Raw genomic sequence first — 15451 nt, 5'->3', positions numbered from 1 at the left:
AGGTAAGAATAATTAAAGTTAACGGTTCTAATCGTCATTCGTCATACTCGCTTCCCGAAAAGAAGCAAGCTAAGTCATCCTTCTTAGGTAAGGGTTTGAGTAGTATAGCTGCTACCTTAGCAGGTTAGGACATTCTTTACTGTTCCCTGTTTCCTGCTTAGGAGCAACTAATGCAATAATTCTTTGACGAAGGACGAAGGACAAATGACAAATGACAAAGGACTATTTAGATAACAACCGTCCAATAGTACGATTTTCCGGCGTGAACGTCTCTTGAGCCACCCGTTGGATATCAGCAGGTGTAACTTGGGCGATTGAGGCGAGTTCATTAAACAGATTCCGCCAGTCGCCTGTTTTCACCTGATATTCAACTAAATTACGTGCCATTCCCATATTAGAATCGAGCGATCGCAATAAGCCAGCACGGGCTTGGGTTTTTACTCGTTCCAACTCTTGGGCTGAAACAGGTTCGGTTTTAAGTCGCTCAATTTCTTCTCCTAGGGCTGTCGCGACTGTTTCAACGGTATGTCCGGGTGCCGTTAGGGCATATAACAGCATCAGATTTGGATATTTATCTCCCGGAAACCCGCTAAATCCTGCTGCTGAAAGCGCAACTTGCTGTTCTTCAACCAAGGATTTATACAGGCGAGAAGTGCGACCATCGCTGAGTAAACGCCCGATAATTTCATAAACTACATGGTCAGGATGGGTACGAGAGGGGCGGTGGTATCCTTCTAAATACCAGGGTTGAGATGGTAATTCCAACGTCACCTCCCGCGTTTGTTGCTGGGGAGGTTCGACAATGCTGACTTCAGAGGCGGCGGGTTTTGCTTCATAGCGTCCGAAGTACGTTTGAGCTAACGCTTTAACCTCGTCGGGATCAACATCACCAACAACGGCGATGGTTAATTCACTGGGAACATAATGGGTTTCAAAGAATTGCCGCACATCGTCGCGAGTCAGGTTGCGGATGTCTTCGTCATACCCAATCACAGGACGCCGATAGGGATGGACTTGGAACGCGGTATCCAGAAAAGCCTCGATCATTTTACCGATGGGCGAGTTGTCGGTTCGCAGACGCCGTTCTTCCAGAATCACCTCTTGTTCTTTATAAAATTCACGGAACACGGGTTCTAGAAAGCGTTCCGACTCCAAAGACATCCACAGTTCCAGTTTGTTGGAGGGGAAGCTGTAGAAATAAACCGTTGCATCGGCGGAGGTAGCGGCATTTAATCCGACACCTCCAGCTTGTTCAACAATTTGACCCAACTCATTTTGCTTGACTAAGCTAGCGGCTTGGGCTTCAATTTGGGCAAATTCTTCTTGGAGTTGGGCAACCTTTGCCTCGTTCCCTGCCTTTTTCGCGGCTTTAATTTGTGCCGCTAACTGATCCAAGCGGTTTAACAGGGGTTTTTCTGCTTGATAATTTCGGGTGCCGATTTGCTTGGTTCCCTTAAAGGCTAAATGTTCCAGAAAGTGAGCCACACCCGTTTTGCCTACAGGTTCATCAACGCCACCGACATCAGCATAGGTGGCAAAGGAGACAACGGGGGCTTGATGCCGTTCGAGAACGATAAACTTCATCCCATTATCGAGGCTAAACTCCGTCACCTGGTCAACGACGCCATCCAAGTAAGGTTGGATTGATTCGGCGTTCGTCGGTGGAGTTTCGCTGCGAGCCAAAGCCCCCAACGGGATACTACTCCATACTAGAGTTACGACTAAGAACGCTCCGAGGATGGAGCGCCAGGGGTATTTTCTCAAGTGAACAGTCCAACGTAGAAAACGCAAAATAGATCTCTTGGTCATTTGTCATTCGTCATTCGTCTTATGTCATTCGTCATTTTTAATTTAGGTTAGGGGAGGCGAAATCCATAGGACTTTATATAGTTTAGCTTCCCCAGCTTCCCCAGCTTCCTCCTATCATGCGACTTGTCGTTGATGACAACTAACTTTTTGTAAATTTTCACCCGTTTGGGGGAAGAAATAACCTAGTGTAAAATACGTCTAATCTTAAAAGCGTGCCTTTTCTGGAATAGATGACCTGTCGCCCATAGCCCTTGCTGCTCATTTGGAAGCCAATGCGAATCTTACATCAGCCCCCTCACTCAGAGACAGAGACAAAGCAGCGTATCCTAGATGCTGCCCAACGCTTATTTGCTAGTCGAGGGTATAACGGGACAACAACCCGTGACTTGGCGGCAAAAGCGGGTGTCGCGGAAGGGACTCTATTTCGCCATTTTGAGAATAAAAAAGCCATATTAGTCGAGGTGGCGACCCAAGGATGGGTGGAATTGCTCACGGATTTGCTGACGGAATTGAGCGAAATGGGGAGTTATAAAGCTGTGGCGCAGGTGATGCGGCGACGGATGATGCGGATGCATGAAAATGCGGATATGATGCGGGTTTGCTTTATGGAAGCCCAGTTTCACCCCGATTTACGCGATCGCATCCAGTCGGAAGTCATTGCTAAAATGTCCGATGTGGCGGAAGCGTTCTTTGAAACGGCTATGGAACGGGGGATCTATCGGCGGACTAATCCCAAGGTGGTGGCGAGGGTATTTTTAGGCATGTTTGCTGTGGCGGGGTTTAGCGATGAGACGATTATGGAACCAGGAGCCTCCCTCAAAGATGTGCAAGACATGGCAGAAGGCATTGCTGATATTTTCCTTAATGGTGTGTTAGCGAAGGATTAAGAATTAGGAATTGAATAGTTGATGTACTCTAATAAGAATCAGTCTGTCAGTCTTGGAGGCAACCCCAAATGGTACAAGCACCTTACGTACCTTTGACACTGGAAGAGTTTCTGCAACAACCAGAAACCAAACCTGCCAGTGAATATATTGATGGTAAGATTATTCAAAAACCGATGCCCCAAGGAAAACACAGTACGATTCAAGGTGAACTTGTACCTGCGATTAATGCCGTTGTCAAACCTAAACGCATAGCGCGTGCGTTCCCAGAGTTGCGTTGTACCTTTGGTGGGCGTTCAATTGTCCCCGACATCGCTGTTTTGGTTTGTAGCCGGATTCCCCGTGACGACAATGGACAAGTTGCTAACACGTTTCCTATCGCTCCAGATTGGACAATTGAAATTTTGTCACCGAATCAAAGCCAAACAAAAGTTACGAAAAACATCCTTCATTGTTTGAAGTATGAAACTCAAAGGGGTTGGTTAATTGATCCGGATGAGCAAACCGTTTTTGTTTATCGTCCCAGACAAGAAACTGAAGTGTTTGATCAGCCAGAAGCATTGATTCCTGTACCATCTTTTGCCAGTGAGTTGCAAATTACAGTCGGAGATTTATTGGCTTGGTTGTTGGAGTAAAGACGCGCCCTAGCCTGTCTCTATAATTCCCGTGCTTGTTGAATCCAAGCGGCGACTTGATCAACAGTAGGACTCAGATCACGCCGTTGCATTGTTGCCACTTGCAGTCGTAAAATTTGCTGGTGTAACTTGTGAGTCGGTGTTTGAGCTAGCTGCTTGACTGAAATAATGCCTGCGTGCAACAATAACCCACAGTATTCATCGCCAACACTAGGTACGCGAGCTAAATCAGCCAGTGCCACCCATTTATGTACATATTGTGCCTTGATTTGCAGTTGATTGGCTAACGCTTGTTTAGATTGGCGACTATTCGCGACTTTGAGGAGTTGATCTGTTGTCGTAATTCCCTGTTGCTGTAGTTTAGCGCAATCTTGCTCACTCAATCCAGGAAGGTGTTCAATGGCGCGATCGCGGACGGCATTACTACGGTGATGGTTTTTGGGTTGATTAGACATTCTGGGGATTGAAGAACAGGTGATTAAGATTATAAAACTTTAATCATGAAGGGCTCGCATCCCTGACTACGAACTACTGCCTATTGCCTAATAATCATGAAGGGCTCGCATCCCTGACTACGAACTACGAACTACGAACTAAACCGCAAACCGCGATACACTGATCCAGAGAGCATCTAGAGTAATTACAGTTGTCATGACCAATCGCCTTGCCCAATGCCAAAGCCTTTATCTGCGTAAGCATGCGGAAAATCCTATCGATTGGTGGCCCTGGAGTGATGAAGCGTTATTCACTGCCAAGGCGGACAATAAGCCAATTTTTCTGTCCATTGGTTACTCAAGCTGCCACTGGTGTACGGTGATGGAAGGGGAAGCCTTTTCTGATCCGGCGATCGCACAGTACATGAATGCCAATTTCTTACCGATTAAGGTAGACCGCGAAGAACGCCCGGATATTGATAGCATTTATATGCAGGCGTTGCAGATGATGACCGGTCAAGGGGGTTGGCCCCTAAATATCTTTCTGACGCCAGAGGATCGGGTTCCTTTTTATGGGGGGACCTATTTCCCTGTGGAACCGCGCTATGGGCGTCCGGGCTTTTTGCAGGTATTGCAAGCGATTCGCCGCTTCTATGATGTCGAAAAGACCAAGCTGCAAAACTTTAAACAGGAAATTCTTGGTCATCTACAACAGTCGGTTCTCCTCCCCGCTTCAGGACAACTTACGGCTGAGTTACTGCGCCAGGGGATGGACAAGACGATCCGGATTGTAGATAGTGGGAGTTATGGACCGAGTTTTCCGATGATTCCCTATGCGGATTTAGCCTTGCGCGGAATTCGTTTCCAGGAGATGACAGAGGTTGATGCGTACCAAGCGTCGCGATCGCGTGGGTTAGATTTAGCTAAAGGGGGAATCTATGATCACGTCGCTGGCGGCTTTCATCGCTACACCGTAGACGCCACTTGGACGGTGCCTCACTTTGAAAAAATGCTCTACGATAATGGGCAGATTGTCGAGTATTTGGCAAATCTGTGGAGTGCGGGGATTAAAGAAGCTGCATTTGAACGGGCAATATCGGGGACAGTGCAATGGTTGACACGGGAAATGACCGCCTCATCCGGTTATTTTTACGCCGCCCAAGACGCCGATAGTTTCACTGAACCCAGCGCCGCTGAACCAGAAGAAGGGGCATTTTATGTCTGGAGTTATGCCGAATTGCAGCAACTCCTCACGGCTGAAGAATTGGCAGAATTGCAAGAACAATTTACGGTTACGTCTGAGGGTAATTTTGAAGGACAAAATGTGTTGCAGCGCCGTTATTCGGATCAGTTAAGTGATTCCTTAGAAACGGCATTAGCAAAACTGTTTACTGCCCGTTATGGTTCCCCTCCCGATAGCTTAGAAACCTTCCCCCCCGCCCAAAACAATCAGGAGGCAAAAACAAAGAATTGGTCAGGTCGGATTCCGGCGGTTACAGATACGAAAATGATTGTGGCATGGAATAGCCTGATGATTTCTGGTTTAGCCCGGTCCTATGGCGTATTTCGTAAACCCGAATACCTGGAATTAGCTACAACAGCCGCTAAATTTATTCTGGAGAATCAATGGGTAGATCAGCGTTTCCATCGCTTGAATTATGAAGGTGAAGCCTCTATATTGGCACAGTCGGAAGATTATGCGTTATTTATTAAAGCCTTATTAGATTTGCATCAAGCTTCACTAGGATTAGCAACAGCACAGGAGTCTTCCCAATCGCCAACCCCGGATACTTGGTTAGAGGAGGCGATTAAGGTACAGGATGAATTTGACGAATATTTGTGGAGTGTGGAACTCGCAGGCTACTATAACGCCGCTAATGATAGTAGTGGAGATTTATTGATCCGGGAACGCAGTTATACCGATAATGCCACACCTGCGGCGAATGGCGTCGCGATCGCGAATTTGGTGCGTCTGACGTTACTCACGGAAAACTTAGCTTATTTGGATCGCGCAGAAGTTGCTCTCAATGCGTTTGCTAGTGTGATGAACCAGTCGTCCCAATCCTGTCCCAGTCTGTTTACTGCCTTAGATTGGTTCCGCAATTCTACCCTAATTCGCACCAGCGTGGCTCAGATTTTATCCCTAATGACTCAGTATTTTCCGGCGATTATGTATCGATTAGAACCCAGTCTTCCGGAGGATGCGGTTGGATTAGTTTGTCAGGGACTCAGTTGTAAACCGACGGCTCATACCCAGGAACAATTATTGGCGCAAGTCGAGAAAAGTCAAACCCGGGGCTATTGATGTGAGCAAGTGTTTACGGGACATAAAAGTTTAAGCGTTTTTGTTGCATTGAGTAAAGGGCGACCCGATCCAATTGAATGGAGTGGTCTGTTAATTGATGCAGGCGGGTCGCCCCTACAAGGTTTCCACAGGTGCGATCGCGTTGTCTGTCCTGGCTTTAATCATAATTGGTTGAATTTGTCAAGATTGTGGTGATAGGAATTTTCCGCTTCAGGGGTGACACAGTATTAATCGTCAACTGTGTGATGGAAAGCCCAAGGAGAACGTGAAAACTGACAGCATTTTTTATCGCTTGTTCAAAGGGTTTCCCAGTATCTTCTTTGAACTGATCAACCAATCCGCAGAACAAGCCGAGATGTATGAATTCACATCCCGTGAAATTAAGGAACTGTCATTTCGACTCGATGGGTTGTTTCTGCCGAAGAATGAACAATCAAACGAACCCTTTTATGTGGTCGAGGTTCAGTTTCAACCGGATGAGAATTTATATTATCGTGTATTTACGGAACTGTTTATTTTTCTGAAGCAATACAAACCTGCCCATCAATGGCGGGTTGTGGTCATTTATCCCACTCGTCGGATTGAAAGGGAACAACCGTTACACTTTAGGGAACTTTTCACCCGGGTTACTCGGATATACTTAGATGAGTTAGGAGAGGAGGCATCGGATTCTCTGGGGGTTAATGTTGTTAAGCTAGTGATTGAGAGGGAAAAGACAGCCCCGGAACAAGCAAGGCGCTTGATTGAACAAGCCCAAGTCCAGATAACCGATGAGACGACAAAACGAAATCTGATTGATTTAATCGAGACAATCATCGTTTACAAATTACCGCAAAAAAGCCGAGAGGAGATACAAGCTATGTTCGGGTTAAGTGAACTCAAACAAACCAAGGTTTATCAGGAAGCTCAAGAAGAAGGTGAGCAAAAAGCCAAGTTAAAAGCAATACCCCGCCTAATGCAGTTAGGTTTGAGTTGGGAGATGATTGCTGAAGGATTGGATTTGCCTGGGGAAGTGGTTCAACAAGCCGCACGGTTATTTGCTGAACAAAATGTTGTGGCTTTTATTGAACTGTTACAGCATCAACGATCGCTTTTTTCGCCTCAAGACTTGGCTGGTTTGGCTGAGTTAATTGAACCGTTACCGGATAAGATGGAAGACTTATCTAATGCGATCGCACAATGGTGTAAGCAGGATGGACATTCCCTACAGCGTCAGGCTTGGCGTGATCTTGTCTCTGGGAAGGTGGCGGCTATGGTGGAGGAATTATTGGCGACGAATCTTGCATCCCTGGAAACTTTGGGACCTTCGGTTAATAAAGCAATCCTACAACAGGCGATTGAGTAGGGTGGGCATTGCCCACCTACCATCTGCGGTTGCGGCCTTTTGCTTTTAGATCAACTCTTGGCAGTTGAATTCAGCTAGATTAGGGCACGATAGTATTGTGCCTCTACCCCATCAATTATCCCTAACGTAGGGGTACGGCATTGCCGTGCCCTATTGTCTCAAACTCTGCACCGTAATCCGCGTACCTGCGATACAAGGCTGAAAAAGTTAAGGAATGAGGGTAAATCGTTCAACCAAATAGCGCTGAAACTCCACCCCTTGACGTTCGACAATCTCCATATCATAAACCTGAAAACCAAACCTTTTAAACAACCCCAAACTAAACTCACTTGCTTCTGCATATAAGCGCTGAATCCTGTGACGTTTAGCATAATCCAAGAGAATGTCCATAAGCTGAGAACCAATCCCTTGATGGATGCGATCGCGCCGCACATAAGCTGAGAGAATATGACCATCATCGGCTATTCCCGCAAAGCCGAGAATCCCGGTTTCATCCACCGCCACAAATGTTGTCCCTGACAAAATGAACTCCCGAAACCCAGCCGTATCCTCAGCAAACGACGCCCAGCTATGGGTTTGAGCATCAGAGTAGAATTGAGGCGCGATCGCGAGTACCGTTTCTTGATACAGTTTGGCTAATTCGGGACTATCCGAGGCTTGAGCAATCCGAATCCTCATAACCGTCAACGTTAGCATTTTCTAGGAAACTGGGAAGCAGCAGCCCCCGAAAGACTAACTCTTCGCTGAATGCTGGGAAAACCAAGGTTAAAAAGAACTGATTCCAATTCAAATCCCAACGGAATTGTAAAAAACCCGTCATCAAACCGAAGGGAACCGCGATCGCAGCATACCCCAAACCAATACTCACACAAATCAGCCACCCCCACCCACTCGGTAGCGTTATTAACCCCGTCACTACGCGAATTAACAGCGTTGACAAGACGGGAACCTGTCCCAATAATACCGTTGGCGCCACCGGAAAAATGGACTCCTCTCCCCCAGGGACTTGAAAACTTTGCAACACCCACAGTTTCGCCTTTTTGTCAAGCAACAAATCGGCAATGATATCCTGTCCTCGACGGGGCATAATTGTCCGCCAACTCAAAATCCCGGCGAATAAATCATTATCCTGAATCAAGCGATCACCCACACCTGCCAAGGTTTCCGCGTTTTGCTTCCAGTCGGAACGCACCACCCCCAACGGCGTTAAATTCTGTTCTAATTCCTTCCCTAACGCCACTAACGCCTGAAATCGCTGGGTTTGGGGATGATTAGGATGCTGTTGTAGCCAAGCCTGTATCTGAGGCGTCGCCCCGTAAATATACCACCCCGCCTCGCCTGCGGGAGACGCTTCAAGCTGTTGTGGCGTGGAAAACAACCTCCCCTTGCGGAAACGAATCACTTCTTCAACACCGTCAAATCTGTCCGATTCGGGGTTGTAATGACGTACCGTTAACCATTCTCCCTGGGTGCTGACAATCGACACTAAACCATAAAATCGCCCGGAAACTTGAATCGGAGAACGAGCAATTTTCAGCCTATTTTCTGCCCAAATCACCTCCTCTAAGCGGACAATCACATCATTTTTAGGTCTGGCTCCCGCTAAAGATTGTAATGTAAAATTAATCGTCCCACCCAATCACCGACAGAGTGATAGAAGGTTGGGTCAATGTCTTGCTCAAGGGGATAAAAAGACGGTTGATTTCCTGCTGGTTGACTCAGGGTGCAACTGGACTCCTGAGGAACAGCAGGTTGGGGTTCCGGGGAAAAATAGATTAGCGCGATCGCACAGATTATTCCTAAGAGTCCCCAAATCACCCACTTAAACGTTCTCATGTCCGTTCCATTCCGCGATCGCCGTTTGAGTAAATTTTCCCATATAGTGTTTTCATTTGAGATGTGAAACTCACGATAGTGGACAAAGGCAATAGCCAGCTCCGAATTAGACTTCTTCCTGTACAACAGTTTCATCTAAAGCTTTCTTGGCAATATGGGTGAGGTATACCGTTACCGCAATCGTCGCAATTAAACCAATTATCCGAATCACCCATTTGGCAATTTGAGTTTCCGGTGTAGTGGGTTGATTAGACATATTGACTGTGGCTAAATTCCTAGCCAGGGAACCGATGTAAACGTACACCACGGTGGCTGGAATCATTCCAATGGAACCCAAAACATAGTCTTTGATAGAAACTTGGGTAACACCAAATAGGTAATTGAGTAGGTTGAACGGAAAGATAGGAGAAAGGCGAGTCAGCAAGACAATTTTCCATCCTTCTCTCTTCACGGCTTGATTAATCGCTTTAAATTTGGCATGATGTTCAATCTGTTTACAAACCCAATCCCGCGACAGATAGCGTCCAATCAGGAAAGCACAAATAGCTCCAAACATTGCCGCGATCGTGACATAGATTGAACCCCAAACCAAGCCAAATAAGCAACCTCCTTTTAGAGTCAAGAGAGAACCCGGAATAAATAGTACTGTTGCTAGGTTGTAGATGATTATATATACAATGGGGGCTAAGACACCAAGACTTTCGACCCAATGTAAGGTGGTTTGCAAAAGTTCCCGAATATCGAAATGTTTGTTAGCAATAATCATAAGGACAACTAACCCCCCGATTAGTACCAGTTTCAGCTTTGAATTGAAGCAATATTTAGTGAGTTGAACCATTTTATTTCCATTAATTTCACCATTATTTTCTCTGCATTGTCCGTATAGCAATGGAAGTAGTTAACCCAAATTTACAATTATTTATAGTTATAGTCTATAATCGGATGTCAAAAAAAACTTAACGACGATAACGTTCTCGCTCAATTTGCAAACGCTGTCGGACTAACTTGTAGACTTCTTGTGCCAACATCCGCAAATTAGATTCACTGACAAGTTCTGATTCGCTGGATTGGGAGGGTTGAACGACTGTTACTGAAGGTTGAACCGTTACTCTAGGAGTTTGATAGGTTTCAGAAACTGTTTTTGCTTCCGCTTCAATTAAATCCGCTACATCACCAGATGTTTTTATTGGATTAGCATAAATGGGACGAAATCCTTCTGGGGTAAACATGAACCCTTCGATATCTTCATTATCCCTATCCTGACTAGAAACAGAACTATCTTCACCAATTAATTCAGCCAAACTCTCCCAAGAGGTTGGTGTAGTTTGACTAGAGGATTGACTATCTAGATTTAAATCTGAATGACTCTTGTCTAAAGAGATTGAGTTCAATCGTGAAAGACTTAACTCAAGTAAACGATTCTGATTATTCTCGGAACTGCTTAAGGACAATTCCCCTAATTCCTGATCGATTGAAGTTTCAGGAGTAAGATTTAACACCTGCAAAGATTGAAGAGAAGACCAACCTAAACCATCAAATTGACCTAAAGAAATTATGGTGTTTAAGTCTTGCCAACTCAGGGGGAGTTGTGGAAAGGATTTGGCTTGATTAACCTTTGGATAAAATGCCGATATTTCGTTGTTATCCTCACCAGAAACCCGGTTTCTGGGAATACTTGACCCTTGGGTGTCGTTCCTCAATCCAACGCCATCGTTAGCTTGAGCATTTTCTGCCAACCTGACAGGTTGCTTTTCCTCTGTTTGAGAGATAGCCGCTAATACAGTTCTACCCGTGGAAGAAAGTATGTCTAAGTTATGAACAGTTGAGTTAGTAAATAGCCCTAGAGTGGGTAATTTACCTGGCGTCTGTCCCAGAGGTTTAGCCGACAGTAATGGCTTTTTTATCCCAAGTGATAGTTCGGAAAATTTCATCAGTTATTTGAAATTAAAAATTTAGTTAGGACAGGTTTGAGATAAGAATTATCGCGAAAATTACAAAACCCCCTCTTAAAGACAAAGACGTGCCATGGCACGTCTCTACATAGTTAGTTGCTGGGAAAATAGCCAGTGTTAGCACGTTGTAAATTGGTACTAGCACCGCCGCCACCTTGCTCAGCGACAACCTTTAAGCCTTCGTAGGCAAGGGTTAATTCCTCAATCGCCACGGTGCTAGAACTGGCTTGTAAGGCTGGCGTTTTCCAACCGACTGGAATCGCACCAATTAATGTCCAACATTGCATGGTTTCTCCCGCTTGGTTAAAGACCAAAATGTTGACATTACGTCGTTCTTTTTTACCAGGATTGAGCGTCTTATTAATCCAATCCCAAAACACTAAATCTTCGGTAATCCCTCGCTTGAGGGTAACATCATCAAATTTGGCTTGCTTGAGAAAGATGCGTTGCTGTTCGTTGACTCCTCCTTCAAAATAGACTTCTTTATCAATTTGAACTCCTAAACCAGAACACTCGCTAAATGAAGCCGTAATCTGACTTTCGATTTCGATATAAAATCGATTAGCGGTGACGTAGTTAAGTTCGTGGGTGATATTACCATTGTCAGCCATTATAGTAACCCTCTGTAGTTTTTATGGCGTTCGCGTTGCTTGCGTAAATCCTCTTGCATAAGCTGATACACTCGATCGCTGACTTTCCTCAAGAGTAAAGGATCTTGGGATACCTTGGCAGCAAGTTTTAAGAGAATCGTTCGTTGTTCCTGGTTCATCGTTTATTTGTTTCTCATCCGTCTTCCCCGACTTTGTAATTGCGAGAGATAACTTTCGTCTTCTGGGTTAAATGCTTGTTTTTTAACCGTGGGCATTCTCCCGGACGAACCGTTCGTTGTCTGCTCAACATCTTCAACCTCGTCCCGTTGATCCTCCACCCGGTTGAGCTGATGTCTTAATACTCTCGCTCGTTGCAGGACTTGTTGGTATTGACCGAGTTCTGGAACCTCTTCCCAATTGAGTTCTACTTGATCCGTGACTGTATTGTTATAGGTTTTAGGCTTGGTGATTTGGCGGCGACGTCTGAGTTGATCAGCTCTGAGCTGAATTTCTTGAAAGCTATCAGTTTCTAAGATTTGGGCGACTTGCTCTTCTTTTTTAGTTTCGTCAATTTCAATGTTGATTCTCAGCAGTTTCTTAACTGTTTTAGCCACAACTTGACCGTAGCGGTCAATAATGACAACGCTAAAGGTGGTTAAGACTAAGCCGACGGCTGGCGGAACTAACGGTATCCATCCCGACTGCTGAACGAATAGAGCATAGCAAATACCATACAAAATACCACTGCCTACTATTGCAGCCGGAAGCAGAATCCAAGGACGGCGAATTTTCCAAGCCAAGGTTCCGCCAACAACTGACCAGAGAAAAATCCAGAGAATTTCACTTCCTTGTGACCAATACCAAATTAAAGGGCGACCCTCTAAAACGGTAGTCATAATTTGACTGACAACTTGAGCATGAAGGACTACCCCAGGCATTAACACTTGATCCTGGGCGGCTGCACTAAAGGGTGTGGCAAAATCATCATTCGCTGTGCTGGCGGTGTACCCGACCAAAACCACTCGGTCTCTAACGAGATTCGGATCAATGTTGTCTTCTAATACATCAGTCAGGGTGACTTGCTCAATGGCATTTTCACCTGACCAATTGATCATGATTTGGTAGTCAAACGCACCTGTGTAGCTATAGTTACCTGATTGCTCTTCTAGAGGCGGGAATATCGTGGAATCCAACTTGATGAATTCCTCTGGGGTCGTTAATTCTTCTTCGATTCCCTCTTCTTCCAGATATGACAGTGCTAACTGAAACGGTAAGGAATAGAGTAGGTTATCGGGATCTTGGCACAGATGGGGATTTTCTGGAAGTGGTTCCACAAACGGAGGAAATGAAACTAATGCCGTGCGGCGGATAACTTGATCCCGATCAAGCTGCATATCTGCAAAACCAACCCGTTCTAGGGGAACTCCAGGAGCGGGTGGTGTTCCGGGTTCAGTTGCAGAACTCATGACGCAGGCGGCGACCATGTTATCGTTTTGCTTAAGAACCTGAATTAAATCCTCACGACCTGCGCCAATAGGTACATCCCGTCCAATGTCAATCCCGATCGCACGAGGTTGATACGCTGTTAGTTTCTTTAGTACCGTCGCTAATGTGGCATCTGTTATTGGAAACTGGTTATAGTTGCGGATATCCTCTTCACTAATCCCCACGACTAACACGCGATCGCTTGGCTCAGATTCAGGACGCGATCGCACGAGTTGGTCATACGCATCCAGTTCAAAGCCTTCTAACCCCCCCAACTGTCGCAGTCCCACAATCACCCCTGTAACCACCACACTCGTCAGAACGACTGTGCCACTAAATGCCATGATTCCCTTACCTACGGGATGTTGGGTGAAAAATGAACGCATTTCAGACATCATCTTGGTATTGCCTCCTCTTTCCCTGAGCGTTAATTCACTGACAACGCCTACGTTACGGCGGAATTTTTTTGAATTCTGAACCTTGGATTCGGACAATCAAACTTAATATAAATTAACGTGAAGTTAAATCACTATAGCTACTTTCAAAGTTTCTCCAGATATTAATCACTTTTTTTAAAGAACTGTAATGATACTAGAGTTTACAGACGAATCAGATAGAATATTAGTATATAATATAGTACCCAGGCAGTTTATTGCTGTCATAGGGTTTAAATTGTACACTGAGCGAGCTGAGACGGTGAAGAGGCTGATTGCCCATCACCTTGGCTGAGTCGCTATAAATAAAAAAATGAGGTAACCTAGTTTAGCGTCACGTAAACTTGACAGGTAGAACAGGAAACTTGGCTGAATAGAGAGGAGTCGGTCTGTAAATGAATACACGAGATGAATACACAGACTTAGCTCTAGCTCTCTACTGCTGCGTTAATTAAATAAAATTGTATCCATTACTGCCATTGGCAAGGAGTAAAATGAAAAAGCCCTCTATATATCTTAAAACGTTTTCCCTGATGTTGTCTCTGGGATTAGTGATGAGTGCCAGTGCCATGGCAATTGCTGGTCTCAAACCGAGTTCCTCCAGTCAGGAAAATCAGAAGCCTTCAGAAACCTTAGTCGCAGGGAATAAAGGTCTAAGCTTCCGGCGGCGGAGAATGCGAGCTTCTCGGCGCAGAACTGGAGGGTTCTCGCGGGGAGTCTGCAAAATCGGCGATCAAGAAAAACAAGTTAATGTAACAGCATTATTGCCGCAACTTCAAAGTAAGGAGTTGCCAGATGATGCCCAAGAAGCGTCCACCAATGAACAAATCCCGGTTGAACTGACAGTTGAGCAAACTCCAACGTTCTTCGTTCATATCACCGAGACTGAGGCTGAGGAAGCAGTGTTTACGCTGATGACTGAAAACAAGGATAAGGTTGTTTATGAAACAACTATTTCTCTGGACAATCAAACTCCCGGAATTGTCAGCATTAGCATCCCAGAGTCCGATCCGGCTGATCCAGAGAATGAGTTGTTACAAGTGGATCAAATCTACAATTGGTTTGTAACCATTCCTTGCGATCAGAATGATTGGAGTCAAAATCCTACAGCAGAAGGCTGGGTGCAGCGAATTGCTAAGGAAGAGTCTCTGAAGCAAGAGTTAGCCAAAACCCCAGATATGGATCAACCGAAAGTATTTGTGGATCATGGCGTTTGGACAGAGGCAGTGAGTTCACTGGCGAAATTGCGAGAGCGTTATCCGAATAATCCTCAAGTTCAAGCGGATTGGAAAGATCTCCTTGCATCTGTGGGTTTAGAGAATCTCGTTGCAGAACGTCCCGTTAATAGTCCTGAGTAAGGGGTTGACAAGAGACGCGCCATGGCGCGTCTCTACATACAATAGTGCCGAAAGTCCTAATCGATGTGTCTACTGCTATAAATTTCAACTCCAAATCCTAATGTCTGTCAAGATAATGATGTAGATCCGGGAAAAGCAGATTCTCTTTTCCCCAGTTAGAGGCGTTCCCCCGGAACGTCTCTACAGATAAAAATAAGGATAAGGCTAGACTTGTCTCAAGAGCTGCCATTGGCAAAAATTAACGTCAACAACCCACCACTGACCCTACGGGTACAGTGGGGGCTTGAAAGAAAGCCCTAGTTGACCAGTCTAAGTACTTTTGTACTCCGTTTTTTGAGTCAAGACACCTACAAATACGACGCCAGTTTGTTGCTCTGTCATCTA

The 15451-nt window shown here is 45.4% G+C and carries 15 protein-coding genes; 5 read left to right on the top strand and 10 right to left on the bottom strand.

Translation table 11 applies throughout. The features are described from left to right. Positions 1 to 222: 222 nt before the first annotated feature. Entirely contained in the window at positions 223 to 1809 is a 1587-nt protein-coding gene (locus tag RIG27_RS16300; protein ID WP_446346820.1) for a M16 family metallopeptidase, read from the bottom strand. Between the two features lie 272 nt (positions 1810 to 2081). Here RIG27_RS16300 and RIG27_RS16295 point away from each other — a divergent pair, with 272 nt between their 5' ends. Beyond that, positions 2082 to 2696: a TetR/AcrR family transcriptional regulator gene (locus RIG27_RS16295; RefSeq protein WP_446344058.1), complete on the top strand. Its 615-nt coding sequence runs from the start codon at positions 2082 to 2084 to the stop codon at positions 2694 to 2696. Positions 2697 to 2764: 68 nt separating this feature from the next. After that, positions 2765 to 3328: a Uma2 family endonuclease gene (locus RIG27_RS16290; protein WP_446346818.1), complete on the top strand. Its 564-nt coding sequence runs from the start codon at positions 2765 to 2767 to the stop codon at positions 3326 to 3328. Positions 3329 to 3348: 20 nt separating this feature from the next. Here RIG27_RS16290 and RIG27_RS16285 read toward each other — a convergent pair whose 3' ends face one another. Continuing rightward, positions 3349 to 3783 carry a DUF4332 domain-containing protein gene (locus tag RIG27_RS16285; RefSeq protein ID WP_446346816.1) on the bottom strand — a complete coding sequence of 145 codons (435 nt, stop codon included), beginning with the start codon at positions 3781 to 3783 and terminating at the stop codon, positions 3349 to 3351. A gap of 196 nt (positions 3784 to 3979) precedes the next feature. On the opposite strand from RIG27_RS16285, the gene RIG27_RS16280 reads away from it, so the two are divergent. Further along, positions 3980 to 6067 (top strand): thioredoxin domain-containing protein, encoded by a 2088-nt coding sequence (locus RIG27_RS16280; RefSeq protein ID WP_446346814.1) that lies wholly within the window; start codon positions 3980 to 3982, stop codon positions 6065 to 6067. 265 nt (positions 6068 to 6332) lie between these two features. Next, a complete protein-coding gene (locus RIG27_RS16275; protein ID WP_446346812.1) occupies positions 6333 to 7412 on the top strand; it encodes an Rpn family recombination-promoting nuclease/putative transposase in 1080 nt (359 codons plus the stop codon). 207 nt (positions 7413 to 7619) lie between these two features. On the opposite strand, the gene RIG27_RS16270 is transcribed toward RIG27_RS16275, so the two are convergent. From RIG27_RS16270 to RIG27_RS16235, 8 genes are all read right to left on the bottom strand, one after another. Continuing rightward, complete coding sequence (locus RIG27_RS16270) at positions 7620 to 8090, bottom strand: N-acetyltransferase family protein (protein ID WP_446344044.1); 471 nt, start codon at positions 8088 to 8090, stop codon at positions 7620 to 7622. Next, positions 8059 to 9051, bottom strand: a complete 993-nt coding sequence (locus RIG27_RS16265; protein WP_446346810.1) for a hypothetical protein — start codon at positions 9049 to 9051, stop codon at positions 8059 to 8061. The genes RIG27_RS16270 and RIG27_RS16265 overlap by 32 nt, the downstream gene beginning before the upstream one ends. Beyond that, positions 9015 to 9383, bottom strand: a complete 369-nt coding sequence (locus RIG27_RS16260; RefSeq protein ID WP_446346808.1) for a hypothetical protein — start codon at positions 9381 to 9383, stop codon at positions 9015 to 9017. Before RIG27_RS16260 ends, RIG27_RS16265 begins: the two co-directional genes overlap by 37 nt. Next, a complete protein-coding gene (locus RIG27_RS16255; RefSeq protein ID WP_446346806.1) occupies positions 9355 to 10086 on the bottom strand; it encodes a TVP38/TMEM64 family protein in 732 nt (243 codons plus the stop codon). The genes RIG27_RS16260 and RIG27_RS16255 overlap by 29 nt, the downstream gene beginning before the upstream one ends. 118 nt (positions 10087 to 10204) lie before the next feature. Next, complete coding sequence (locus RIG27_RS16250; protein ID WP_446346804.1) at positions 10205 to 11179, bottom strand: hypothetical protein; 975 nt, start codon at positions 11177 to 11179, stop codon at positions 10205 to 10207. Between the two features lie 113 nt (positions 11180 to 11292). After that, positions 11293 to 11811, bottom strand: coding sequence for a phage tail protein (locus tag RIG27_RS16245; protein ID WP_446346802.1), 519 nt, complete (start codon positions 11809 to 11811; stop codon positions 11293 to 11295). Then, positions 11811 to 11969: a hypothetical protein gene (locus tag RIG27_RS16240; protein ID WP_446344034.1), complete on the bottom strand. Its 159-nt coding sequence runs from the start codon at positions 11967 to 11969 to the stop codon at positions 11811 to 11813. The genes RIG27_RS16245 and RIG27_RS16240 overlap by 1 nt, the downstream gene beginning before the upstream one ends. A 3-nt stretch (positions 11970 to 11972) precedes the next feature. Then, positions 11973 to 13673: a CHASE2 domain-containing protein gene (locus RIG27_RS16235; protein ID WP_446346800.1), complete on the bottom strand. Its 1701-nt coding sequence runs from the start codon at positions 13671 to 13673 to the stop codon at positions 11973 to 11975. Positions 13674 to 14203: 530 nt separating this feature from the next. On the opposite strand from RIG27_RS16235, the gene RIG27_RS16230 reads away from it, so the two are divergent. Beyond that, complete coding sequence (locus RIG27_RS16230) at positions 14204 to 15067, top strand: DUF928 domain-containing protein (RefSeq protein WP_446346798.1); 864 nt, start codon at positions 14204 to 14206, stop codon at positions 15065 to 15067. Positions 15068 to 15451 lie beyond the last annotated feature (384 nt).

The organism is Coleofasciculus sp. F4-SAH-05 (assembly GCF_040222985.1).
Taxonomy (GTDB): domain Bacteria; phylum Cyanobacteriota; class Cyanobacteriia; order Cyanobacteriales; family Coleofasciculaceae; genus Coleofasciculus; species Coleofasciculus chthonoplastes.
Note: the sequence above shows the minus strand (reverse complement) of the source record. Positions and strands in the feature narration are given on the sequence as shown.

Excerpts from the sequence above, each read along its gene's own strand:
- RIG27_RS16300 (WP_446346820.1), bottom strand. The coding sequence starts at position 1,809 with ATGACCAAGAGATCTATTTTGCGTTTTCTACGTTGGACTGTTCACTTG.
- RIG27_RS16295 (WP_446344058.1), top strand. The coding sequence starts at position 2,082 with ATGCGAATCTTACATCAGCCCCCTCACTCAGAGACAGAGACAAAGCAG.
- RIG27_RS16290 (WP_446346818.1), top strand. The coding sequence starts at position 2,765 with ATGGTACAAGCACCTTACGTACCTTTGACACTGGAAGAGTTTCTGCAA.
- RIG27_RS16285 (WP_446346816.1), bottom strand. The coding sequence starts at position 3,783 with ATGTCTAATCAACCCAAAAACCATCACCGTAGTAATGCCGTCCGCGAT.
- RIG27_RS16280 (WP_446346814.1), top strand. The coding sequence starts at position 3,980 with ATGACCAATCGCCTTGCCCAATGCCAAAGCCTTTATCTGCGTAAGCAT.
- RIG27_RS16270 (WP_446344044.1), bottom strand. The coding sequence starts at position 8,090 with ATGAGGATTCGGATTGCTCAAGCCTCGGATAGTCCCGAATTAGCCAAA.
- RIG27_RS16260 (WP_446346808.1), bottom strand. The coding sequence starts at position 9,383 with ATGAAACTGTTGTACAGGAAGAAGTCTAATTCGGAGCTGGCTATTGCC.
- RIG27_RS16255 (WP_446346806.1), bottom strand. The coding sequence starts at position 10,086 with ATGGTTCAACTCACTAAATATTGCTTCAATTCAAAGCTGAAACTGGTA.
- RIG27_RS16250 (WP_446346804.1), bottom strand. The coding sequence starts at position 11,179 with ATGAAATTTTCCGAACTATCACTTGGGATAAAAAAGCCATTACTGTCG.
- RIG27_RS16245 (WP_446346802.1), bottom strand. The coding sequence starts at position 11,811 with ATGGCTGACAATGGTAATATCACCCACGAACTTAACTACGTCACCGCT.
- RIG27_RS16240 (WP_446344034.1), bottom strand. The coding sequence starts at position 11,969 with ATGAACCAGGAACAACGAACGATTCTCTTAAAACTTGCTGCCAAGGTA.
- RIG27_RS16235 (WP_446346800.1), bottom strand. The coding sequence starts at position 13,673 with ATGATGTCTGAAATGCGTTCATTTTTCACCCAACATCCCGTAGGTAAG.
- RIG27_RS16230 (WP_446346798.1), top strand. The coding sequence starts at position 14,204 with ATGAAAAAGCCCTCTATATATCTTAAAACGTTTTCCCTGATGTTGTCT.